The 24202-nt window shown below is 70.3% G+C and carries 17 protein-coding genes and 2 tRNA genes; 7 read left to right on the forward strand and 12 right to left on the reverse strand.

Annotation, left to right across the window (positions count from 1 at the left end):
* Window positions 1–53: 53 nt before the first annotated feature.
* Window positions 54–1898, reverse strand: a complete 1845-nt coding sequence (locus tag JOE46_RS08680) for a helicase HerA-like domain-containing protein (protein WP_209926898.1) — start codon at window positions 1896–1898, stop codon at window positions 54–56.
* Between the two features lie 117 nt (window positions 1899–2015).
* Between JOE46_RS08680 and orn the strand changes: the two genes are divergently transcribed.
* The gene (orn, locus tag JOE46_RS08685) at window positions 2016–2615 is read left to right on the forward strand and encodes an oligoribonuclease (protein WP_209926901.1); all 600 of its coding nucleotides are present in this window, start codon (window positions 2016–2018) and stop codon (window positions 2613–2615) included.
* A gap of 89 nt (window positions 2616–2704) precedes the next feature.
* Window positions 2705–2777 (forward strand) — tRNA-His (locus tag JOE46_RS08690).
* A 146-nt stretch (window positions 2778–2923) separates the two neighbouring features.
* Here JOE46_RS08690 and JOE46_RS08695 read toward each other — a convergent pair.
* A complete protein-coding gene (locus JOE46_RS08695; RefSeq protein WP_373560250.1) occupies window positions 2924–4069 on the reverse strand; it encodes an Ig-like domain-containing protein in 1146 nt (381 codons plus the stop codon).
* Between the two features lie 366 nt (window positions 4070–4435).
* Here JOE46_RS08695 and JOE46_RS08700 point away from each other — a divergent pair.
* Window positions 4436–4508, forward strand: a tRNA-Lys gene (locus JOE46_RS08700).
* A 93-nt stretch (window positions 4509–4601) separates the two neighbouring features.
* Here JOE46_RS08700 and JOE46_RS08705 read toward each other — a convergent pair.
* Complete coding sequence (locus JOE46_RS08705) at window positions 4602–5087, reverse strand: hypothetical protein (protein ID WP_209926902.1); 486 nt, start codon at window positions 5085–5087, stop codon at window positions 4602–4604.
* Window positions 5088–5095: 8 nt separating this feature from the next.
* On the reverse strand, window positions 5096–5317 hold the full coding sequence (locus JOE46_RS08710; RefSeq protein WP_077042185.1) for a DUF3618 domain-containing protein: 222 nt from the start codon (window positions 5315–5317) through the stop codon (window positions 5096–5098).
* A gap of 127 nt (window positions 5318–5444) precedes the next feature.
* Here JOE46_RS08710 and bcp point away from each other — a divergent pair, with 127 nt between their 5' ends.
* Complete coding sequence (gene bcp, locus JOE46_RS08715) at window positions 5445–5918, forward strand: thioredoxin-dependent thiol peroxidase (protein ID WP_097211554.1); 474 nt, start codon at window positions 5445–5447, stop codon at window positions 5916–5918.
* Between the two features lie 15 nt (window positions 5919–5933).
* Here the strand turns inward: bcp and JOE46_RS08720 are convergent, their stop codons facing one another.
* From JOE46_RS08720 to JOE46_RS08735, 4 genes are all read right to left on the reverse strand, one after another.
* Complete coding sequence (locus JOE46_RS08720; protein WP_209926904.1) at window positions 5934–7280, reverse strand: dipeptidase; 1347 nt, start codon at window positions 7278–7280, stop codon at window positions 5934–5936.
* Window positions 7281–7313: 33 nt separating this feature from the next.
* Window positions 7314–7811 carry a hypothetical protein gene (locus tag JOE46_RS08725; RefSeq protein ID WP_097211492.1) on the reverse strand — a complete coding sequence of 166 codons (498 nt, stop codon included), beginning with the start codon at window positions 7809–7811 and terminating at the stop codon, window positions 7314–7316.
* Window positions 7811–9280, reverse strand: a complete 1470-nt coding sequence (locus JOE46_RS08730; protein ID WP_097211493.1) for an APC family permease — start codon at window positions 9278–9280, stop codon at window positions 7811–7813. Before JOE46_RS08730 ends, JOE46_RS08725 begins: the two co-directional genes overlap by 1 nt.
* A gap of 171 nt (window positions 9281–9451) precedes the next feature.
* Window positions 9452–10258, reverse strand: coding sequence for a TetR/AcrR family transcriptional regulator (locus JOE46_RS08735; protein WP_306455727.1), 807 nt, complete (start codon window positions 10256–10258; stop codon window positions 9452–9454).
* Window positions 10259–10324: 66 nt separating this feature from the next.
* Here JOE46_RS08735 and JOE46_RS08740 point away from each other — a divergent pair, with 66 nt between their 5' ends.
* From JOE46_RS08740 to JOE46_RS08750, 3 genes are all read left to right on the forward strand, one after another.
* On the forward strand, window positions 10325–11296 hold the full coding sequence (locus JOE46_RS08740; RefSeq protein ID WP_209926906.1) for an ATP-binding cassette domain-containing protein: 972 nt from the start codon (window positions 10325–10327) through the stop codon (window positions 11294–11296).
* Complete coding sequence (locus JOE46_RS08745; RefSeq protein WP_209926909.1) at window positions 11293–12072, forward strand: ABC transporter permease; 780 nt, start codon at window positions 11293–11295, stop codon at window positions 12070–12072. The genes JOE46_RS08740 and JOE46_RS08745 overlap by 4 nt, the downstream gene beginning before the upstream one ends.
* Window positions 12073–12165: 93 nt before the next feature.
* On the forward strand, window positions 12166–12855 hold the full coding sequence (locus JOE46_RS08750) for a TetR/AcrR family transcriptional regulator (protein WP_245220990.1): 690 nt from the start codon (window positions 12166–12168) through the stop codon (window positions 12853–12855).
* 8 nt (window positions 12856–12863) lie between these two features.
* On the opposite strand, the gene JOE46_RS08755 is transcribed toward JOE46_RS08750, so the two are convergent.
* From JOE46_RS08755 to JOE46_RS08770, 4 genes are all read right to left on the reverse strand, one after another.
* Entirely contained in the window at window positions 12864–13610 is a 747-nt protein-coding gene (locus JOE46_RS08755; protein ID WP_209926911.1) for a MerR family transcriptional regulator, read from the reverse strand.
* 7 nt (window positions 13611–13617) lie between these two features.
* Complete coding sequence (locus JOE46_RS08760; protein ID WP_209926914.1) at window positions 13618–14109, reverse strand: DUF6194 family protein; 492 nt, start codon at window positions 14107–14109, stop codon at window positions 13618–13620.
* 110 nt (window positions 14110–14219) lie between these two features.
* Window positions 14220–14636, reverse strand: coding sequence for a holo-ACP synthase (locus JOE46_RS08765; RefSeq protein ID WP_077042191.1), 417 nt, complete (start codon window positions 14634–14636; stop codon window positions 14220–14222).
* Window positions 14636–23938, reverse strand: coding sequence for a polyketide synthase (locus JOE46_RS08770; RefSeq protein ID WP_307861261.1), 9303 nt, complete (start codon window positions 23936–23938; stop codon window positions 14636–14638). Before JOE46_RS08770 ends, JOE46_RS08765 begins: the two co-directional genes overlap by 1 nt.
* Between the last annotated feature and the right edge of the window lie 264 nt (window positions 23939–24202).

The following is a 24202-nucleotide window of genomic DNA, read 5'->3' on the forward strand; positions in this document are numbered from 1 at the left end:
GCCGCCTGTGCGCGGTTGACGAGTCCATGGACTCGTCAACCGCGCACAGTGCGTCAGCGCTTGCGGCGGCGGCCGGTGCCGAAGATCGAGCGCGAGATCTCGCGTCCGGCGACGGTGGCCGCCGACCGCAGGAAGCTCTTGACCGCCGCGTTCTCCATGATCTTCTCCACCGCGCTCGGCTCGTCCGGCGGCGGGGGCGGCAGGTCCGGCAGATCCGGCAGGGCGGGCGGCAGGTCGAGGCCGTCTACGTTCGGCGCGCCGGACACACTCGCCGTCAGCTTCTCGTAGGCCGATTCCCGGTCGATGGTCTGGCCGTACTTCGCGTGCAGCGGGCTCGCCGCGGCCGCCGCCCTGATCGCCGGCTCACCGATGGTGTCCATCAGCGACCGCGGCGGCGGGATCTTCGCCCACGCCACCGGCGTCGGCGCGCCCTTCTCGGACAGCACGGTCACCACCGCCTCACCGATGCCGAGCGAGGTCAGTGCCTTCTCCAGGTCGTAGTGCTCCGTCTTCGGGTAGGTGCGAACCGTCTTGTTCAGCGCCTTCTGATCGTCCGGGGTGAACGCGCGCAGGGCGTGCTGGATCCGGGCGCCGAGCTGCGAGAGCACGTTGTTGGGAACGTCCGTGGGCAGCTGGGTGCAGAAGAACACACCGACGCCCTTCGAGCGGATCAGTTTGACGGTCTGCTCCACCTGCTGCAGGAACGCCTTCGACGCGTCCGTGAACAGCAGGTGCGCCTCGTCGAAGATGAAGACCAGCTTGGGCTTGTCCACGTCGCCGACCTCGGGCAGCGTCTGGAACAGGTCGGCGAGCACCCACATCAGGAAGGTGGAGAACATCACCGGGCGGGCCGCCTGCGCGCCCAGCTCGAAGAGCGTGATGATGCCCTTGCCGTCCGGCCCGACCCGCAGCAGATCCTCGGTCTCCAGCTCCGGCTCGCCGAAGAAGGTGTCGCCGCCGTCCGCCTCCAGGTTGACCAGCGCGCGCAGGATCACGCCCGCGGTGGCCGAGGAGACACCGCCGATGCCCTTGAGGTCGGCCTTGCCCTCGTCGGAGGTCAGGTGCGCGATGACCGAGCGCAGGTCCTTGAGGTCGAGCAGCGCGAGGCCCTGGGTGTCCGCCCAGTGGAAGATCAACCCGAGCGTGGACTCCTGGGTTTCGTTGAGCCCCAACACCTTGCTCAGCAGGATCGGCCCGAAGCTGGTGATGCTCGCACGCACCGGGATGCCGATGCCCTCGGTGCCGAGCGAGAGGAACTCGACCGGGAACCCGGTCGGCACCCAGTCGGTGATGCCGGTCGAGACGGCCCGCGCGACCATCTTCTCGCTCGACTCGCCTGGCGCGGAGAGCCCGGACACGTCGCCCTTGACGTCGGCCATCACCACGGGCACGCCCGCGGCCGAGAGCTGCTCGCAGATGCCCTGCAAGGTCTTCGTCTTGCCTGTGCCGGTCGCGCCCGCGACCAGTCCGTGCCGGTTGATCGTGGCGAGCGGAATCCGGACGCGCGCAGCGGGATCCACGACGCCGTCGACGATCACCGTGCCCAGCTCCAGCGCCGCGCCCTCGAACGCGTAGCCCGCGGCGATCTCCTGCGCGGCAGGGCTCGGGGCGGCGGCGGTCTCGACCGGGGCGGGGGCCGCTGCGGCGGGCGTGGCTTCGACCGCCGGACCGTCGGCGGGAGCGGTTTCGACCGGCGCCGGCTTGGCCGGGGTCTTCGCCGCCTGGACCCGCGCTGCTTCTGCGGCGGCCTGCTCCGCGGCCTCTGCCGCCGCCAGCGCCTCCGCCGCCACGCGGGCGGCCTCCTCGGCAGCGGCCTTGGCGGCCTTGGCCTTCTCCTCGAGCGATACCGAGTCCACCTGTGGAGCGGATTCACCGGATGAGGTTGGATCCACCGTCATTCATGCCCTCCTCGGAGCGACAACGTCGTCGAATGTGTCCGCCGCCGCCCAGCCGACCGGGCCCGCGAAGCGACCAGTTGACCTTAACCCGGCCATCGGCTGACTACTGTGTTCATGGTGCAGGACAAACTTGTGTGGATCGATTGCGAAATGACCGGACTGCGGCTCGGCACGGACAAGCTGATCGAGGTGGCCGCGCTGGTCACCGACAGCGATCTGAACGTGCTCGGAGAAGGTGTGGACATCGTCATCCACGCCGACGACGCCGCGCTGGCCGACATGCCCGACGTCGTCAAGGAGATGCACGAGCGCTCCGGACTGACCGAGGAGGTGCGCCGGTCGACGGTGACGCTCGAGGAGGCCGAACAGCAGGTGCTCGCCTACATCCGCGAGCACATCCCCGCCGCGGGCACCGCTCCCCTGGCCGGCAACTCGATCGCCACCGACCGCGGATTCCTCGCCAGGGACATGCCCGCACTGGACGAGTACCTGCACTACCGGATGATCGACGTCAGCTCGATCAAGGAGCTGTGCCGCCGCTGGTATCCCCGGATCTACTTCGGTCAGCCGGAGAAGGGGCTCGCACACCGAGCGCTGGCGGACATCCAGGAATCCATCCGCGAACTCAAGTACTACCGACGGACCGCGTTCGTCGCGGAGCCCGGTCCCACCACCGACGACATCGCCGCGGTCGTCGAGGATCTGGTCGCCGAATAGATATCGATTGGCATTCCGGCGACGAGTCAGGCTAATATCGTGCACGCCGATACGGAGCAGCCCGCGAGGGTGAAACCGCGCCGGCAATGGTGACTGTAGTTCAGTTGGTAGAGCACCAGGTTGTGATCCTGGCTGTCGCGGGTTCGAGTCCCGTCAGTCACCCGAAGAGAACGCCCCCCGACTCCGGTCGGGGGGCGTTCTCCGTTTCCGGGGCATGCACGGACCCTGAGACCCGGCGCACCGGTCCGTACAACGCGAAGGGCCCCGCACCCTGTTGTGGGTGCGGGGCCCTCGCTACGGCCGCGAGATCAGGCGTTGCCGGCCTTCCAGGTCGCCCACGGGATGTTCCAGTCGCCGAGGCCGTCGGTGCCGGGCAGCGTGCCGCCGACGGTGTTCTTCACGATCGCCAGGTCGCCGCGCTTGGTGTTCTCGAACACCCATCGGGCGTTGGCCGGACTCAGGTTCAGGCAACCGTGGCTCGTGTTGGTGGAACCCTGCTCCCCCACCGACCACGGCGCGGAGTGGAAGAAGATGCCGCTGTACGACATTCGGGTCGCGTAGTCGACGGGAGTCTTGTATCCCTGTGGGGAGTTCACCGGGACGCCGTACGTGGACGAGTCCATGATCAGGTGCTCGAAACGGTCGCCGATGATGTACACACCGTTGTCGGTCGGCGAGCTGTCCTTGCCCATGGACGTCGGCATCGTCATGACCACCTGGCCGTTGCGCTCGAAGGTGACCTGCTTGGTGTTGTCGTCGGCGTACGCGATCATCGAGTCGCCGATCCGGAACTCGCGGTGCTCGTTCGCCTGACCGAACAGGGTGCCGCCGAGGTTACGGCCGAAGACGTTGACGTCCACGGTCACCGCGGTGCCAGGGGCCCAGTAGTTCTCGGGGCGCCAGCGCACCTCGCGGTCGTTGACCCAGTAGAAGGCGCCCGGCACCGGCGGGTTGGTGACGACCGTGATGGCTTCCTGCGCGGCCTTGCGGTCGGGGATCGACTCGTCGAACTGCACCGCGACGGGCTGACCGATGCCGACGACGTCCCCGTCCCCCGGCATCACGTACGGCTTGGTGATGTTGCCCGGCGAACTCGTGGTGAAGCTCGACACCGTTGTGCTCGCGCCGCCCAGCCCGAAAGCGTCGGCCTGAAGACGGTATTCGCCGTTGTACTTGAGCGGCTGCGTGTTCACCCAGGATTGACCGTCCGGGGCGATGGCGCCTGCCACCGGGTCGCCGGACTCGTCGAGGAGCGTCACCTTCGACAGCTTGCCGTCCGCCACCCGGACCGCGACGGGGTCGCCAGGCGAGTACCCGACCGCGCCGTCCGCGACGGCGGAGGTCACCTTTGGCTTGATCAGCTCGAACACCGGGTTCAGGTCGATGGCCGCCTGCGCGGGCGCCGCCTCGGCATCCTCACCGAACTGCACCGTGCACCCCGTCGCCACGAGCATCGCTGCCGCTGCGAGAGCCACCGCACTCAGCGTTCCCCGTATGGTCGCCACCCTGATCCCCACCCTCATGTACTCGAAGCCACTAAACACACCATCCACAACCGGCCGCCACAGGGCGCACACCGGACGCGCAGAGCTGTGAACTGCCATGATGCCAGGCTCGGCGCCATGCCAGCCAACAGCGTCCCGGCCGACCCAATAACGTTCACATTCCAATCGCCGCCCGGGCCGCGAGTGTTACCCCGTACAGGCCCCTGACCAGCCCGTCGAGTGCCGACGGGGGGCTGATTTGCATTCGCTCGGATCGCTCGTCTAATGTTCTCCACGTCGCAGAGAGCGGGGCGCGAGTCCCGAGCGAGTGACAATGCGCCTATAGCTCAGTTGGTAGAGCAAGTGACTCTTAATCACTGGGTCCGGGGTTCGAGTCCCTGTGGGCGCACACGAGAAGGCCCCGACCATCACGGTCGGGGCCTTCTTTGTTGTCGGTTGAGGGCCGGCATCGTTGAGGGAAGGGCAGACCGGGGTTCGGTGCTCAGTTCGCGAAGTGCCGTCGCAGCTTTCGGTGCCGGTGCGCGAAGAACCCGCCGATCACCCGCTCCAGCAGCCCGGGCAGCCCGGGGACCGCGGCGATCGGACCGCGCGGCTCGAAACGCACGCGGTCGTGCACGAGGGTCGCTCGCGCGCCCTCGGCGGTCAGGGTCCGCTCATGTTCCCATGTCCGCATCGAGGCCATCGTCGAGCGCTCGAGGAACCGGTGGCCCAGCTCCAATTCGGCGAGCATCAGGTCGTCATGGTCGAACGGGACGATGCCGAACAGGTACAGCCGGCATCGTCCGACCTTGCGGCCGACCTCTACGGTGTCCACCGTCAGCCCCCGAGCGCCCCTGGGCATCGCCATCCGCAGCAGCGGCATCATCTCGTCGTTGATGCCCTGCGGGGTGACGATCCGCGCCCAGACGGCCTCGCACGGCGCCTCGACGACCGAGGTCCGCTCGAAGGTGCGGAATCGGGTGGACACCGCGTCGATCAGCGGAAGATCTTGCGCAGCACCAGTACCGCGACCAAGGCGCCCGCGCCGATCAGGGCGAACTTGACCGGCGGTTCGTTGATCTTGGCGACCAGGCCCGCCTTGGCGTTCTCGACCAGTCGCTTCGGGTTGGTGCGGACGCTCAGTTCGTCGAGCGTGCTGGCGAGCTGGTTGCGCGCCTGCTCGATGTCGCGCTCGATGCTCTCGGTGTCCCTGGGCACGTGGATCCCACTTTCTCTCATCGTCGATCTTGCTTGGTCATGACCGTACCGGTGCGGCGCGCGTGTGCGCAGGGAGGAACCGCCGACGTCCGGTGTCACGGCCGGGGCTGCCAGTAACCTGGTCGGCGTGACCGAGAACATCAGACTCGCCGCCGGGGACACCGCGCCCGGATTCACCCTGCCCGACGCCGACGGCAAGGAGGTCTCGCTCGCCGACTACCGCGGACGCAAGGTGATCGTGTACTTCTACCCGGCGGCCAGCACCCCCGGCTGCACCAAGCAGGCCTGCGACTTCCGCGACAACCTGGCCGAGCTGAACGGCGCGGGCCTCGACGTCATCGGCATCTCCCCCGACAAGCCGGCGAAGCTGGCCAAGTTCCGCGACAACGAGGAGCTCACCTTCCCGTTGCTGTCGGATCCGGAGCGCGAGACGCTCAAGGCCTGGGGCGCGTTCGGCGAGAAGACCATGTACGGCAAGACCGTGCAGGGCGTGATCCGCTCCACCTTCCTGGTCGACGAGCAGGGCAAGATCGAGGTGGCCCAGTACAACGTCCGGGCCACCGGTCACGTCGCCAAGCTGCGCCGCGACCTGTCCGTCTGAGCCCGGCCGCGTAGATCAACGGGTGGCGGCGAACCGTCCGAGGAACAGCGCCTCCGCGACCGCGAGGTTCTCGATCTCGGACGGGTCGACGCTCTCGTTGGGTGCATGGATGAGGCAGCGCGGCTCCTCGACCCCGAGCATCACGATCTCCGCACCGGGGATCATGGTCGCGAAGACGTTGCAGAGCGGGATCGAGCCGCCCTGCCCCACCGTGCCGAGCGGCTTCCCGAAAGCCTCGGCCATGGCGTCGGCCAGGGCCGCGTAGCCGGACCCGTCCGTACTGGCGCGGAACGGCGATCCGATCTGCTCCGGTTCGACCGTCACCCGCGCACCCCACGGCGCGGCGGCCTCCAGGTGTGCGATCAGCGCGTCCTGCGCCTTCTGCGGATCCATCCCGGGCGGTACCCGCAGATTCAGTCGCGCCGACGCCCTCGGCTGGATCGCGGCGGCAGACCCCACGACCGGCGGGCAGTCCATCCCGAGGATCGTCAGCGCGGGCCTGGCCCACACCGAATCCGCGACCGAACCCGATCCGGGCAGGCCGACCCCGTCGAGCACCCCGGCGTCGGTGCGGAACTGCGCCTCGGCGTATTCGGCGCCGTCCCACCGCTGCCCGGAGTCCAGGCCCTCGACCACGGTGTTGCCGTCCTCGTCGCGGAGCGTGGCCAGCATCTGTACCAGCGCGGCGAGGGCGTCGGGCGCGGGCCCGCCGAACATCCCGGAGTGCACCTCCCCCGCCATCGTCTCGACGTGCACGACGACATTCGCCATCCCCCGCAGGGTGATCGTCGCCGTCGGCTCGCCGACCTCGGCGTTGCCGGTGTCCACCACCAGGATCATGTCGGCCTCGAACAGTTCGGGGCGCTGTTGCACCAGCTCCTCGAGGCCACCGGTGCCCATCTCCTCGGAACCCTCGGCCACCACCCGGATGCCGACGGGGAACGGCGTGCCCAGCGCGCGCAATGCGAGCAGGTGCATCACGATGTTGCCCTTGCAGTCCGCCGCACCACGCCCGTACCAGCGGCCGTCGCGTTCGGTGAGCTCGAACGGCGGGGTGTGCCACAGCTGCTCGTTGCCCGGTGGCTGAACGTCGTAGTGGCAGTAGAGGAGAACCGTCGGAGCGCCCTCGGGCCCCGGCTGGTGCCCGACGACAGCGTTCGAGCCGTCCGGGGTCTCGATCAGTTCGACCTGCCCGATCCCGGCCGCGACGAACGCGTCCCGCACCCAGTTCGCCGCGTCCGTGCACCCCTGCGGCGGGAACTGACGGGGATCGGCCACCGACTTGAAGCCCACCAGCGTCGCGAGCTCCGTGCGCGCCGTGGGCATCAAGTCCCTTACCTTGGAGCGAATCTCGTCCGGCATTGCCACCTCCTGGGCTGTCACCGACGGCTCCCGCTAATTGCCGTCGACAAGTTTCAGATCGTTCAGGGATTCCTCGAACTCGGCCGACTGCTCCGGGCAGTAGACCTCGATCACCAACCGTGCCCCCGCCACCGCGTCGTGGGTCGCGAGAATGGGACGCTGGCCGGGTCCGGCGGCACCGCTGACCAGTTGCTGATTGAGCACACCGGCCTTGAGTGCGCTGCCGGGATCGGTGCACGCGGCACCGCCGTCCGATCCGAGCACCCGCGCTGTCGCCTCGACGTCGAGAGCGCCCAGGCCCGCCGCCTCGAACTGCGCCGCGAGCTCGGTGGCCTTGGCGTCCGCCTCGTCGGTGCGCTTGTTCTCGTTGAAGGTGACCAGACCCCAGGCCGCCAGCCCGACGAACACCGCGAAGGCCGCCAGGTAGAGGATCCAGTGTCTGTTCTCCGGCCGCTTGTGCAGATCGTCGACGGGGGCGACGCTCACCTCGCCGACCTCTGGCCGTGTGTCGCCGTCCTCTGGTGTGGTCATCACGCCTCCTTCTCCAACGGGTCTGCCGAGACTTCCTGTTTCCATGACGGTTTGCGCAGGGCCAGGATCAGGAGCGGGACCCCGATCCCGACGATCCCGAACCCGCCACCGACGATGAGGATGTAGACGAAGACGCTGCCGCCGCCGAACTGAGAGGGCGGCACGAACCCGATGCAGAATGCCGCGAGGCTCGAGACGATGCCGACCCAGCAGAGCAGGAAGAGCGCGGGCGCGCGGTAGCCACGCGGCTGCTCCGGCCGGTTCTTGCGCAGCCGCATCGCGGCCACGAACATCAGCAGATACACCACGAGGTAGACCTGGGTGGTGATCACCGACAGGATCCAGTAGGCGCTGGAGACCTCCGGGATGAAGGCGTACAGCAACGCGATGAGGGTGGTCACCGCACCCTGTGCGACCAGGATGTTCTGCTGGACCCCGTGCTTGTTCAACCGCTGCAGGATCGGTGGCAGGAACCCGTCCTGCCTCCCGATCATGAGCAGCCCCTTGGAGGGCCCGGCCAACCAGGTCAGCATCCCGCCCAGCGATGCTGCGATCAGCATCAACGCCAGAATCGGTGTCGCCCATCCGAATCCGAAGTGCGCGAAGAAGATGTCGAACGCCTGCATCACGCCCGCGGTGAGCGAGAGCTTCTCGGCAGGCACCACCCAGCTGATCGCGATGGCGGGCAGGATGAAGATGGCGAGCACCAGGCCCATCGCGACGAACATCGCGCGCGGGAACTCCTTGGCCGGCTTGCGCAGGCTGGAGACGTGGACGGCGTTCATCTCCATTCCCGAGTACGACAGGAAGTTGTTGACGATGAGCACCAGGCTCGCGATGCCGGTCCACGCGGGGAGCAGCGCGCTGAACTCCATCGGCGCGGCGGAGGGGTTGCCCTGCCCGAGGAACACCACGCCCATGACGATCAGCAGCACGCCCGGGATCAGGGTGCCGAGAACGAGTCCGGCGCTCGAGAGTCCGGCCACGGCCTTCATCCCTCGCGAGGAGACGAAGACCCCGGTCCAGAACAGGGTGACGATGATGATCGCGGTGTAGAGCCCGTTCGAGGCCAACGCCGGATTGATCACGTAGGCGAAGGTGCTGGCCACGTAGGCCAGCAGCGTCGGGTAGTAGAAGATCGTCATCGCGAACTGGCACCAGACGGCGAGGAAACCCGCCTTGTCGGAGATGCCCTCGCCCACCCAGCGGTAGACCCCGCCGGACCAGCCCGAGGCGAGCTCGGCCGCCACCAGCGAGGTCGGCAGCAGGAACACGATCGCCGGAACGATGTAGAGGAACACGCACGCGAGGCCGTATATCGCCATCGACGGCGCGGAGCGCAGGCTGGCAACCGAGCTCGTGGTCATCATCGCCAGCGCGATCCAGGTGATGTATTGCTGCCGGGGCGCGACGGGGAGTCGCCTCGGCGTCGCGGCGCTGTCCGCCGGACCCTCTGTGTCAACGCTCATCGGTTCCCACCAATCGACGTCGTACCGGGTCACCGACGCGACCGCGGGCTTCCCCCTTGCACTATTCCCCCGGCGCAACGGATTTGCAGCGGATCATGCACGTCCAGCGCGCGAATTCACCCGGTTCGGATGAGGGGTGCGCGCCCGCAACAACGGCTGAGGACCGGCCCGTCAGCGGTGCGCGTCGACCAACTTCTCGATGCCGTCGAGCATCAGGCCGAGCGCAAAGGCGAAGTCCGCGTCCTCCCAGTCGACCTCGGGGTCGGCGTCGAAAATGCCGTCCGCGAGCGCCCCGGTCAGGTGGGGGAACTCCGCCGGGGAGAGCAGGCGCGGCAGCAGCACCGGATAGTCCAGTGCGGCGGCGTACTCGGGCGACACGGTGGCGGAGGCAGCCGCGAAGTCCGCTGCGAAACGGGCGCGCCCGATCACGTAGAGCGAGGTGTTGAGGACGATCTGGAAACGCAGCGGCTTCGGCAGCGGCGTGTCGGCCAGGCAGCCGAGTCCGACCTCCAGCCACGCCATGTTGTTGGGTCCGGTCGGTGGCACCCCCCCGAGGGACAGCTGCAGCCACCACCGGTGCCGCATCAAGGCCTCGTACTCGGAGGTCGCCCACTGCGCCAACGCCTCCCGCCACGGCGTACCCGGCTCGATGTGCGGCGCGGGCCCCACCACCCGGTCGGTGATCAGCTCGATCAGCTCGTCCTTGCTCTTGACGTACCGATAGAGCGACATGGTCGTGAAGCCCAGTTCCTTGGCCAGGCGGGCCATCGACAGCGCTGCGGCACCCTCCGCATCCGCGACTTCGATTGCGGTGTCGAGGATCTTCTCGATGCTCAGTCCGCGGCGCGGACCCCGACTGCCCGGTTCGGCCAGCCCCCAGGCGAGCTTGACGGCCCGTGGCAGATCCCCGGCCCCCGCGTTGTCCGCACCACTCGTATCCATATCCGTACCGCTCCCGTCGTCACCTCTTGCGCTCATCGTAAAACTGTGTACCTTATAAACCAAAGTGTATGACATACACAGTTTCGTGAAAGGGACTATCCCATGACAAGACCCGAATCCACCGGCGCGATCTCCGTCGCCGGGCTCACCAAGTCCTACGGCAACCACACCGTGCTCGACGGACTCGACCTGTTCGTGCCCGAGGGCGGGGTGTTCGCACTGCTCGGCGCCAACGGCGCGGGCAAGACCACCACCGTCCGGATCCTGTCCACCCTGATGCCCTTCGACTCCGGCACCGTCAGCGTGGCAGGGCACGACCTGCCCCGATCGGCCCAGGAGGTGCGCCGCAGCATCAGCGTCACCGGTCAGTACGCGGCGGTCGACAAGCTGCTCACCGCCCGGGAGAACCTCGCGCTCATGGGCGAGCTCCATCACCTCGGCAGGCGCGAATCGCGGCGCCGCGCAGCCGAACTCCTGGACCGCTTCTCCCTCTCGGACGCGGCGGACCGGCGGTCCGAGACCTACTCGGGCGGCATGCGGCGGCGCCTCGACCTGGCGATGAGCCTGGTGGCGAACCCGAAGGTGGTGTTCCTCGACGAGCCGACGACCGGTCTGGACCCGCGCAGCCGCCGCGACATGTGGATCGTCATCCGTGAGCTGGTCGCGAGCGGCGTGACCATCTTCCTCACCACCCAGTACCTCGACGAGGCCGACGAGCTCGCCGACCGGATCGCCGTCATCGACGGGGGCCGGATCGTGGCCGAGGGCACCGCCGACGAGCTCAAGCGGCTCGTCCATGGCGGCCACATGGAGCTGCAACTCACCGATCCCGCCCAGCTGGACCGGGCCGCGGGCGCGTTGCCCGGGTCCGTCACGCGCCCCGAGACCCTCACCGTCGAGGTGCCAACCGACGGCAGCATCGCGTCCCTGCGCGCCCTGCTCGACCGCATCGACGACGACATCTCGGTCGAGAAGTTCGCCCTGCACACGCCCGACCTCGACGACGTCTTCTTCGCCCTCACCGGCTCGCCCCGCGACGCCGACGCCCCGACCACGAAAGCAGCAGCCCGATGAGCACCCAGACCCTGCCCCGCACCGCCGTCGCCGCCGACTCGCTGGCAATGCTGCGCCGAAGCCTCAAACACCTGCTGCGCAGCCCGGACTCGATGATCATGGCGGTCGCGCTGCCGATCATGCTGATGCTGCTGTTCGTGTACGTCTTCGGTGGCGCGATCGACACCGGCACCGCATACATCAACTACGTGGTGCCCGGAATCATCCTGCTGTGCGCCGCCTTCGGCGCCTCGACGACCGCGGTCGGCGTCTCGTCCGACATGACCGAGGGCATCATCGACCGGTTCCGGACGCTACCCATCGCCCAGTCCTCGTTCCTGACCGGGCACGTGCTCGCCAGCGTGGTCCGCAACCTGCTCACCACTGCGATCGTCTTCGCGGTCGCCCTGCTGATGGGCTTCCGCCCGACCAGCGACCCGATGAAGTGGCTCGGCGTGATCGGGATGATCGCGGCCTTCGTCTTCGCCCTGTCGTACCTGTCGACGGCCCTCGGCCTGCTGGCGAAGAACCCGGAGGCGGCGGGCGGGTTCACCTTCGTCATCATGTTCCTGCCGTACGTCAGCAGCGCCTTCGTGCCTGCCGAGACGATGCCGACCTGGCTGCGGTGGTTCGCAGAGAACCAGCCGATCACCCCGATCATCGAGACGGTCCGCGGCCTGCTGATGGGCACCCCGATCGGCAACAGTGCCTGGCTCGCGGTGGCCTGGTGCGCGGTGATCGCGGCGGTCGGGTTCGTCTGGGCGAACGTCCTGTACCGCAACCGCGTCACCCGGTAGCTCCCCCGGGTATCCGATACCCCGGGAAACACCCAGAACCCGGGGTTCATCGGATCCGGCGACAAAGACGGATAACCTGGACAGGTGGAGTCCATGACCAGCAGCCGAACCTCGCGCCGCGCGGACCCGGCCCTGGAGGCTGGTGCCGACCCAGCCGCGCTGGAGGAACTGCTCCCCCGCAAGAGGCCGACCCAGGAGCGCAGCCGACGAAAGTTCGACGCCCTGCTCGCCTCGTCGCGGGACCTGCTCACCGATGTCGGGTTCGAGTCGTTCACCTGCGAGGAGGTGGCGTCTCGGGCCGATGTCCCCATCGGCACGCTCTACCAGTTCTTCGCCAACAAGTACGTGATCGTGTGCGAACTGAACCGGCAGGACTTCACCTCGGTGCGCGACGAACTCGAGCAGTTCAACGGCGAGGTGCCCTCACTCGACTGGCTGCGGTTCCTGAACAACTTCGTCGATCACCTGGCGAAGCTGTGGACCTCGGACCCGTCGCGGCGCGAGGTGTGGCTGGCGATGCAGTCCACCCCGTCGACGCGGGCCACCGGAAAGATCCAGGAGCGCCAGCTCGCCGAGCAGATCTCCCGGATGCTCGCGCCACTGACCCCGCGCACCGAACGCGACCGCCGCACGATGATGGCCGAGGTCCTCGTCCACGTCGTGTACTCGATGCTCAACTTCTCGGTCCAGGACGGGCAGAGCCACGCGGACGCCGTCGACGAGCTGAAGCGGCTGATGGCCGCGTACCTCCTCGTCGCCGAGAAGGAATCGCGCTCCACCTGAGCGGGCGGTCACGAACCGGCGCGATCGGCGTTCGCCACGATCGCGTCGTGCACGTACCACGCGAACCCCGGTGCGATCTCGTCCCACTGCGCGACGGTCGCCGGGTCGGACAGGTAGTGCGCGGCCACCTTTCGGTGCTGCCGATGGCTGCAGGGGAAGAACCAGCGCGCCAGGTGCGTCCGGTGATCCTCGGCGGCCCGCATCGCGACCTCGCCGTCGGCGGGCTCGCCCGCGGCCAATGCGGCCGCGAAGGACACGATGTCGGAATCGGCCTCCGCCTTGATCGCCGCCCAGTCCTCCTTCGTATAGGCCGCCGTGTGGGCGTCGACCCCCCACTGCTCCTCGACCTCCGCGAGCGCGGAACCGAAGCGGTCGGTGTCGAATATCTCGAGCTGCTCGGCGGCGGTCAGCGCGATGCCCGAGCCGCTCGCCCGCAGTTCGTGTTCGACGGCGTCGAGCAGGCCGTCGATGCGGGCCCGGCGCTCGCGCAGCAGCCGGTGCTGCCTGCGCAGATGCGCGTCAGGGTGCACCGCGGGATCGGCCAGGATCTCCGCGATCTCCTCGAGGCCGAACTCGAGCTCCCGGTAGAACAGGATCTGACGCAGCCGCGCGACATCGGCGCCCGTGTACCGCCGGTGGTTGGCGGTGCTGCGCGCGTGCGGCGTCAGCAGCCCGATGGCGTCGTAGTGGTGCAGGGTCCGCACCGAGACGCCGGACAGCCGCGCGAGCTCCCCGACCGTGTACCCGTCGTCCATACTCCGATCATCGCCCACCGTCACCCGTCCGGCGACGGCGCGCGGCGTGCGCGCGGGCCCGGTCGAACAGGTCCTGCACCAGCGGGAGGCTCGCCCGCGTGGGACACGCGATCGACACCCAGGACTGCGCAGCGTACGTCGGGTGCGGCAGCAGCCGGTCGCCGACGGTGAAGTCGATCCAGTCCGCGTGCGCGGCGTGTGCGGCAGGCGGGTAGCCGAACAGCTCCTCGAACCCGGCCCGACCGACGCCGAAGTTCACGCGGAACGCACCGTCACGATCCAGCGCCGAGTAGGTGTCCCAACCGGGCACGTCCTGGGTCACGATCGTCGCGAACGGGAACTTCCGGTCCGGGTCGAGGTGGACGAACGAGTCACCCCGGGAGGCTTCGGGCGCCCCGCTCGCCTCGTCGGCGGTCACCACGACCACCCCCGGCAACCGCGTCGCCGCGTCGATCACGTCCTGCTCCGTCAACATCCCGTCGTTCTCGTCTGCAGTCATGCCGCCACGCTAGGACCTCACGTCGCGTCAGGTGCAAGGCCGCCGAACGGGGACGAGGCCGGCCCGCGGATCGCTCCGCGGGCCGGCCTCGTCAATCCGTCGTCCGTTCGCTAGTCGGCGACCGGCACCACCAGGTCGGGCTCCTCGATGACGACCATGGCGCCCGCCATGTCGCCGTCGTGGGTCAGCGACAGGTGGATGATCGCGCCGGGCAGGAACTCCGCGGCCTCGTCGTGCAGCTTGATGCTCGGCCTGCCCCACGCGTCGTTGACCACCTCGATCTGCGCGTAGGCGTTGTCACCCACTGACGGCGGCCGGGCGAACCGGGACGACGCCCATGCCTTGATCACCGCCTCCTTCGCCGCCCAGCGCACCGCGTAGTGGCGGGCCGGGTCGGGGCTCTTGGACTCCGCGTAGCGGCGCTCCCCCGGCCGGAAGCTGGACAGCATGGCCGTTCCCGGACGGTTCATCTGCTCCGCGAACTCGGTGACGGTGACCAGGTCGTATCCGATTCCCAGAATGGCCATCACTGGCACCCCGGCAATCCGGATCGGTAGACGTCGTCGGCGCCGAGCCGGGCCTGCTCGTGCAGCAGCATGTCCGCCTCGAGCTGACGAGCCGCCTTCGCGGGCACTGCATCCCCGCCGAAGCGACGGTCCGCGGGCCGCTCGTACAGGTCCGCTCCCCCGCACATCGCCGACGCGAGTCGACGCTGCCCGGCGATCGTGCGCTCCTGAGCCTTCGCCAGGTAGTCCGCACGCGCGGCCGCCGGGATCGACTCGACGAACGCCTGCGGGTGCACCACCGCGATCAGGCCGGACACGTGACCGAAGCCGAGGCTGGTCAGCAGGCCCGCCCGGAGCGGGAGCCGCTCGCCGAAGCGAAGCGGTTCACGCGGCCAGACCAGGTGCGAGAACTCGGTCATCTTCTCGTCCACGCAGTCCAGGCTGCGGTTCGGCGGGATGACGCCCTTGGCGAGCACCTGGCACAGGCCGATCAGCTGGAACGCCGCGGCGCCGCCCTTCGCGTGCCCGGTCAGGCTCTTCTGCGAGACCACGAACAGCGGGGCCCCCGCGCTGCGACCCAGCGCCGCCCCGAGCCGCTCGTGCAGCTCGGCCTCATTCGGATCGTTTGCGGCCGTGGAGGTGTCGTGCTTGGACACCACGGAGATGTCGTCGGCGGTGACACCGAGCGCGTTGAGCGAGAGCGCCAGCTGCGAGTCCTGGCCGCCGCGTCCGGCACCGAGCGCGCCGATTCCGGGGGCCGGGATCGAGGTGTGCACGCCGTCGGCGAACGAGCCCGCCCACGCCACCACACCGAGCACCGGCAGTCCCATCTCCAGCGCCAGGTCTCCCCTGGCCAGCAGGATGGTGCCGCCGCCCGCGGACTCGACGAAGCCGCCGCGACGACGATCGTTGGCGCGGGAGAACCGACGCTCGTCGATCCCCTTGGCCAGCATGTCCTCGGACTTCGCCGTCGCGGACATGTCGCCGAAGCCGACGATGCCCTCGATGCCGAGGTCGTCGAAGCCGCCTGCGACCACCAGCTGCGCCTTGCCGAGGCGGATCTTGTCGACGCCCTCCTCGACCGAGACCGCCGCCGTGGCGCACGCCGCGACCGGGTGCACCATCGCGCCGTAGCCGCCGACATAGGACTGGACCACGTGCGCCGCGATGACGTTCGGCAGGGCCTCCTGCAGGATGTCGTTCGCGCGGGACTCGCCCAGCAGGGTGTCGATGTAGAGCGAGCGCATGGACGTCATGCCGCCCATGCCGGTGCCCTGGGTGTTCGCCACCGCGGAGGGGTGCACCCAGCGCAGCAGCTCCGAGGGGGTGAAGCCGCCGGTGAGGAACGCGTCCACCGTGGTGACCAGGTTCCACAGGCCCACCCGGTCCACCGATCCGGCCATGTCCGCGGGGATGCCCCACTTGGTGACGTCGAAACCGGTGGGGATCTGGCCGCCGACGGTGCGGGTCAACTTCGCCTTGCGGGGCACCCGGATCTCGGTGCCGGCCCTGCGGGTGACCTGCCAGTCGCCGCTGTCCGGCACGGCCGCCGCGACCGTGTGCTCCGGATCGGAGTCGACGAAGGCCCTGGCCTCCGCCTCGCTGCCGACCACGAACGTGAGGTCCTTGTCGAGGAACACGGAGGTGAGCAGCGGGGCCGTGTTGTCGACCATGGCGCCCTCGTCCCCGTAGGTGCGGATGCCGCACCGCTCGACGACGGTGTCGTGGTAACGGTCCGCGATCTCCGCCTCGGGCACGAGTTCACCGGTCTCGGTGTCGTACCAGCCCGCGACCGGGTCGCTCTCCCAGGTGACCAGACCGGTGTTCCATGCCAGCTCGAGAACGCCTGCCGCCGAGAGCTGCTCGTCGACCTCCATCTCGAAGCGGGTGCGGGACGAGCCGTAGGGTCCGAGCTCACCGGCACCGACGATCACCACCAGGTCGGACGGGGCGACGTCCAACTCGGGCCACGACGGCGCGGCCGGGGCGTCCCCGATCCGCGGCGGCGCGGGCAGCGCGTCGACGGTGTCGGCCGTGTCCTCCTCGGGCTCGTCGGCCGCCGCCTTCTCGGCGTCGGCCGCCTCGCGGGCGAGGGCCACCAGGTCGAGGTCGACCTCCGCCAGGCCGCCGGTCAGGTCCAGCTGGACCGGCGCGGTGACGGCCGCGGTGACGGTCTCCTGCGTGCAGGCCGCCAGCAACTGCTCGGCCATCTCGTCGGTGGACCAGGTGCGCACGCCCTTGGCCTCGACGGCCTCGACCATCGGGTCGTTGCCGCCCATCAGCCCGGTGCCGCGCACCCAGCCGATCAGCGCGTGCACGAGGGTGACCCGCTCGGCCCAGGTCCGCTCCGCGTTCCACCGCATGACCACCGCGTCGAGCGCGGCCTTCGACTCGCCGTAGGCACCGTCGCCACCGAACAGGCCCCGGTTCGGGGAGCCCGGCAGCACCACGTGCAGGTGGGTGTCGACGTCGCGGTCGTAGCCGATCTTCGACAGCCCGCCGATCAGCCGCTCGACCGACCACAGCAGGACCCGCATCTCCATCTCGGCGCGGGCCCCCGCGTCGGAGAGCTCGCCGCCGACCCGGGGCGCGGCGAACGGGAAGAGCATCGTCGGGGTGACGGCCTCCTTGACCAGCTTCTTGGCTCCGCCTGCGGTCTCCGTCTGCTCCTCGCCGATCCAGGAGATCAGCGCGTCGACGTCCGCGTAGGACGCCATGTTGGCGGGCACCACCCAGAGGGCTGCGCCGGCACGGGCGTTGGCGCGGTACAGCTTCCGGTAGAAGCCGAGCCGCTCGGAGTCCAGGCGCGAGGTGGTCACGAAGACCGTCGCGCCGCCGCGCAGCAGGCCACCCGCGACCGAGGCAGCGATGGAGCCCTTGCTTGCTCCTGTCACGACGGCAACCTGATCGGACCAGACGCCGGGCTCGTCGTCGGTGACGGCGGCCGCCGCGGCGATGTCGGCGTAGACCTGGACGAGTTCCTCACGGCCCTCGGCCTCGGCCCGCTGACGCCACCAGTCCGCATGCGCGGCCACGGCACTGCCCGCGCCGGTGAAGTCCGCCTCGGTCACGGAGACCACGGTCGCGTGGTCGCCGATCCACAGCCGGGCCAGGTCCTCGCGGGCGGTCGCCCACCGGTCGTCGATCAGGACGGCCTTGCGTGCGTCGAAGGCCGGCGCGACCAGACGCGGCCAGTCCGAGCCCAGCTCGGTGGACACCAGGTCCACCAGCGCGGAGTCGGTGTCGGCGGGGCCGGAGGTGACCTCGTCGGACAGTCCGAGCTGCTCGAGCACCAGCCGGGCCGCGGAGGCCAGCACGCCGTTGCGGCCGGTGATGTGCTCGGTGAACTCGCCGAGCGCGGCGGCGTCCACGGTGCCGCCTGCCCCGCCACCGGTGGCGGGCAGCGACACGGCGACGCCCCGACGGGAGGCGACGGACTGGACGGCGGCGTCGATCACCGCGTCCACCGCGGCGCCGTCGGCGAGGGCGCCCTCGTGCAGGCCGCCGAGCGCCCCGCCTCGAACGCTCGACCCGTCACGGGTGCCGAGCGCCACCTCGGCGGTGACGTGGCTGGCCCAGCCGGATCCGAGCTCCCACACCTTCGCGACCCGCTCCGCGATGGCGGCGGGGCGACGGCCCGAGGGCCCGAACACCTTGCGCAGGTGGTCGTTCACCGAGTCGGTGAGCACCGGGCCGAACGGCTTGTAGGTGCGCGCCAGCTTGTTGACGGTGACCGCGAGCGAGCCCATGTCGGCATCCGCCGCGCCGTCGATGGCGCCGAGGGACAGCTCCGCGCCGAGGTCGACGAGCAGCTGGTTGCGGCGCGAGGACACACCGTCGCAGAGCGCCTCGATGGTGTCGACGGGGCCGATCTGGTCGGGACGCAGCTTGGTCCACAGCCCGATGAGCACGGCGGTGGCGTCCGAGGCCGAGAACGCGATGTCGTCGGGGCGCGGGCCGCCGGTGGCCGCCGCCGGGGCGGCGACGGGTGCGGGCGCGGCCGCGGCTGCGGGCGCTGCGGTCTCGGCCACGGGGGCCTCGGGCTCGTCGTCCTCGACGGGCGCCGGGTCGGTGTCGGTCGAGAAGACGATGCCCGCCTCGCGCTCGATGTTGAGCACCTCGACCGGGTTGCCGAAACGACCGGGCAGCTTGAGGGTCTGCGAGGCCAGGTTCGCCACGGTGGGCACCGCGCCGAGACCGATCTCGACGAAGCGCTCGACCCCGAGGCCGCCGTCGGCCTCGTCGCCGAAGAGCAGGTCCTGCGTCTCGATCCACCGGACCGGGCTGGCGAACTGCCAGGCCAGCAGCTCGGCGAGCACCACGCGGGTCAGTGCGGACGGGTCGGCGGCGTGCGCGTCGAAGTCGGCGAGCACCGCGGCCAGCTGCTCCGAGGGCACCAGGTCGGCGATCTCCTGCACGAACTCACGCTCGAGCGAGAAGGGCTTCGGCACCAGGTTCGGGATGTACCGCCCGATCAGGATCGCGGGATCGATCTCCTGCGGCAGCAGCGCGAGCAGCCGTTCGCGGAAGTCGTCCACGCCGCCGCGCAGCACGGTGGAGTGGAACGGCACGTCGATGCCGGGGATCTGGATGTAGGCCCGCTTGCCACCGAAAGCCTCACGGCGGGTGTCGATCTCGACCTCGAGCGCGTCCAGACCGGCAACGGTGCCCGCGATCGCGTACTGCGAGCCACGCAGGTTCAGGTTCACGATCTCGAGGAACTCACCGGTCTCCGAGGCGACGCCGGCCACGAACTCCGCGAGGTCCTCGTCGGCGACGCCGATCTGCGACGGCCGGATCGCGGCCAGGCGGTAGTTCGAGCGGCCCGCCTCGTCGCGGGGCACAAGGGCGTGCATCGCGGACCCGCGCTGGAACACGACCTCGAGCACTGCCTCGAGCGGCAGCACGCCTGCGACCGCCGCGAGCGCGTTGTACTCGCCGACGGAGTGGCCGGCCAGCAGCGAGTCCTCCACGAAGGCGCCGGACTCGCGCAGCTCCGCCACCTGGGCGACGCCCAGCACGGCCATCGCGACCTGGGTGAACTGGGTCAGGTGCAGCACGCCGTCGGGGTGCTTGTGGGTGACCCCGCGCGCCTTGAGGACGGTCGGGTTGTCGCGGACCACGGCCAGGATCGAGAAGCCGAGCGCCTCGCGGGTGTGCTTGTCGGCGCGGTCCCAGATCTCCCGCGCGGCCTTGGACCGGGCGCGGGCGTCGAGGCCCATGCCGGGGCGCTGGATGCCCTGGCCGGGGAAGGCGTACACGGTCTTCGGCGCGGCGGTGCGGCCGGAGGCGACCATCACCAGGTCGCCGTCCACCCGGCAGCCGACCTCGATGACCTCGGCGCCGCCGTCGTAGGCGATGCGGTCGACGCGGACGTCGATCTCGGCGCCGGGTCGGACCATGCCGAGGAAGCGGGCGGTCCACGCGGTCAGCCTGCGCGGCGGCACGACCGCCGACGGATCGATGGCGGTGACGACCTGCTGGGCGGCGGCGGAGAGCCACATGCCGTGCACGATCGGGCTGCCGAGCCCGGCGAGCAGCGCGGCCGCGTCGGAGGTGTGGATCGGGTTGTGATCGCCCGAGACGCCCGCGAAGGCGCCCATGTGCCGCGGCGCGACGATCGTGGCCTGGCGGCGACGACGGCGCGGGGTGTCGGTGACCGCATCGGTCAGCGAGCCGCCTGCCCTGGCCGGGTCGGCCAGCTCGCCGGCACCGGTGCGGCCGCGGATCGCGAAGCGCTCCACCAGCTTTGCGAAGGTCGGCGCGGCGGTGCCGTGCTCGCGCATGGCCCCCACCTCGACGTGCACCTCGACGACGCGACCCATGTCGGTGTCGACGACGGCGACGGACTCGGCCTTCACGGTGAGCACGCTGGTCTCGGTCGGGATCGCCCCGACGAGGTCAACGGCGTGGTCGAGGTGGACCAGGTCGAGCATGCCCTCGATGACGTGCGCGCCCTCTGCCGTGGTGGCGGCGCCGAGCACCGCGAACACGGCGGGCCAGCAGGCACCGACGACGACGTCCGGCACCGCGCTGGTGCCGATGGCGAGCGACTCGGGCAACCCGGCGCCGGTGACGCCCGCGTGGTCGGCGACCCGGTCGGGCACCCAGGCGAGGTTGACGCGCGCCGCACCGTTCTTGACGGCGGGCAGGTCCTGGCCTGCCGCGACCCCGAGCAGCGCCGACATGGCGGCCTCGGCGTCCGCCGCGGTCACCACCGGGGCGCCGCCGTCACGGGTCGAGGCGGGCACGGTGATCCGGATCCGCACGGCGCGGTCGGCGAGCAGCGGAACGGTCAGCTCGGCGTGCTCGGCGTCCACCGCGTTCAGGATGGCGCCGGTCCGGGCGTGGGTGGCGCTGTCGCCGTCGACCGTCCAGTCGGCGAGGTCGCCGAGACGGTGCACGGGGTTGCGGGTCAGGCGCGAGGCCCACAGAACGTCGGGCGCGGACAGCACGACACCGAGCAGACCGCGGGCCGTGGCCGCGTGCCTGCGGCTCGCGACGGCGGTCGGCGCGGCACCCGCGGCCAGCAGCTCATCGGTGGTGGCCCGCTCGAAGCGGTCGAGCAGGTCGCCGACGGGCTCGTCCACCTCGGTGATACCGGCGACGGCAACGGTGCCCGGGATGATGCACACCTGGTCGGCGGTGTAGCGCGGGTCGTGTGCCTGCCACAGGGAATCCGAACGCCACCAGCGGCGGACGTCCTTGTCGATGACCGGCACGAAGTTGACCGGCTTGCCCGGGGTCTTGCACAGGGCGGTGAAGAACGGCACGTCGGCCGGGTGCAGCACGACCGATCCCGCGTCCGGGTAGGCGGCCTTGAGGGCGCACAGCGCGGCCTCGGGGCGCTCGAGGACCAGCTCGTCGTTGAACAGGGTCCGGATCGGGCCGCGGTCGTTGCGGTGCAGCCGGGCCTCGGCGCGGCGCAGCATCTCGGCGAAGCGGTCGCGCCAGGTGCCGTCGAGCCAGACCGACTCGGTCGCGTCGGCGTACGCCTCCGCCCAGTCGGTGCCGCAGTCGAACGTCTTGGCCGAGTCGATCCCGACGGCCAGCTCCAGGTAGCGGCGCAGCCAGCGCTCGTAGGTCATGGTGGCGACGTCGCCGAAGTACGGCTTGGCCGTGATGTCGAGCGCGGCGATGATCTCGTCGCGGCGCTGGGCGACGGCGTCGGCGTCACCGGCGACCTCGTCGAGCAGGCGGCCGGTGCGCGAGGCGGCGTTGTCGATCTCGTGGATGTCGGCGCCGAGCTGGCTGCGGCCGGAGGCCATGCCGCCGGTCGCGGTGCCCGCCCCGACCCAGTCGGGGGTGCCGGGGGTGTCCACCAGCAGCTGCTTCACGTCGGGGGCGGTGGTGGCCTCGAGCGTCGCCATGGCGGCGGTGCCCACGAGGATGCCGTCGACCGGCATCGCCGGGTAGCCGGCCTCGGTGGACCAGCGTCCGGTCAGGTAGTCGGCGGCCCGCTCCGGGGTGCCGATGCCGCCGCCGACGCAGATCACCAGGTTCGGCCGGGCACGCAGCTCGGCGTAGGTGGTGACGAGCAGGTCGTCGAGGTCCTCCCAGGAGTGGTGTCCGCCTGCCTTGCCGCCCTCGATGTGCACGATCACCGGGAAGTCGGGGACCTCGTTGGCGATCCGGATGACCGAGCGGATCTGGGCGACCGTGCCGGGCTTGAACGCGACGTGGCCGATGCCGACCTCGGACAGCTCCTCGATCAGTGCGACGGCCTCGTCCAGCTCGGGGATGCCTGCCGTGACGATGACGCCGTCGATCGGGGCGCCCGCGGAGCGCGCCCGCTGCACCAGCCGCTTGCCGCCGAGCTGGAGCTTCCACAGGTACGGGTCCAGGAACAGCGAGTTGAACTGGACCGCGCGGCCCGGCTCGAGCAGGGTCTGCAGCTCGGCGACCCGGTCGGTGAAGATCTTCTCGGTGACCTGGCCGCCGCCGGCCAGCTCGGCCCAGTGGCCGGCGTTGGCCGCCGCGGCGACGATCTTCGCGTCGACGGTGGTCGGGGTCATGCCTGCGAGCAGGATCGGTGAGCGCCCGGTCAGCCGGGTGAACGCGGTCTCGACGCCGACCTTGCCGTCGGGCAGCGACACCAGGGTCGGCTTGAACTCGCTCCAGGCCTTCGCCACCTCGGGCGCCGCGCCCGGGGTGATGAGGTGGCGCTGGCCCACGCGCGTGGAAGCCGCGACGATGCCGACGCCGTGCCCGCGCAGCGAACCGGCCGTCATGCGGGTGAGCAGGTCGCCAGGGCCGAGGTCGAGGACCCAGGCCGCGCCCGCGTCCACCACCGAGTCCACGGCCGCGACCCAGTCGACGGGGTCGACGAGGCAGAGGCCGGCCAGCTTGCTGGCGAGCTCGGGGTCGAGTCCGCAACGGACGGCCCAGGCACCGACCGTGTCAACGGCATCCGCGAGCGCCGGGTGGTGGAAGCCGATCTCCACCGCGAGCGGCTCGAAGACCGGCGAGAACACGGCGCCGCCGCGCTTCTTGGCGTCGCGCTCGCGCGCCTCGTCCTCGGCGATCTGCTCGGCTCGCCGCTGGACGCGGGCCAGCTGCGCTGGGGTGCCGGAGACCACGACGCGGCGACGGCCGTTGCGGATGGCCATCACTGCGGCGCGCTCGGCGTCGACGCCCGCGGCGACCTCGTCCACGATGGCCTGGATGCGATCCGGGTCCACATCGGAGATGGCGAGCATGGGGGCGCGCTCGGCGCCGCCGATGACGCCGCGACGGCGGCCGACCAGGACCGCGGCCGCGCCGATCAGCTGCGCGATGGCCAGGAGGGAGCCGTCGGTGGCGCCGCCGTCGGCAACGGCCTGCACGCCGAGCATGCCCTGCGAGTGGCCGATCACGGCGACCGGCGCGTGCTGGGCGGGGTCGAGGCCCTGCAGGCGCAGCGACCGCAGAGCGGCGAGCTGCGCGAGGAAGACGCCGGGCAGAGACACCGAGGCGGAGGTGAGCGCCGCGGCGGAGGGACCGGCCGGGGTGACATCCTCATCCACGACGTCCTGCTCGAGGATCCAGCCGATGGGGTCGAAGCCAGCGGGCCGGACCACGAGCAGGTCCTGCGCGACGGGCGCGAGGAGGGCCGCCGCCTCGTTGACGAGGTCGGTCATGTCGGGTTCGAGGCCGTTGTCGCGGATCAACTCCTCGAGCGGGGCCAGCCATGCCGCGCCCTGGCCGCCGAACGCGAGCGCGTACGGCTCACCGGCCACGAGCCGATCGCGCAGCGCGGACTTCGGAGACCCGGCGCGCGCAGAAATCCGCGACCCTCCGGTGCCGCTTCCCTTACCCACCGGCGTGCTCTCGTCGATCGTCACGATTGACTGTCCTCTCCTGGTCGATGCCCACCGAGATCTCGGGCCACACGCGGCCATCGGCAGGCCACGGACGGATCTTCGGGGACGCGATCAGGCTCGCACAGAATGGTGAGGATTTCCTCACGTTTGCGACCTGGACAAGCGTTCTACCAGGTAGTAGGCGTGACGCAGGTCACAAATCGGCTTCACAAGTGACTCGCGGGTAAGGAGAGAACGCGCTGGCCGGACCGAAAACGACCCGACGCGAAACCTGAGGAACCCCTC

Origin of the sequence: Rhodococcus sp. PvR099, from assembly GCF_017833315.1 — a bacterium.
Lineage (GTDB): Bacteria > Actinomycetota > Actinomycetes > Mycobacteriales > Mycobacteriaceae > Rhodococcus_G > Rhodococcus_G oryzae.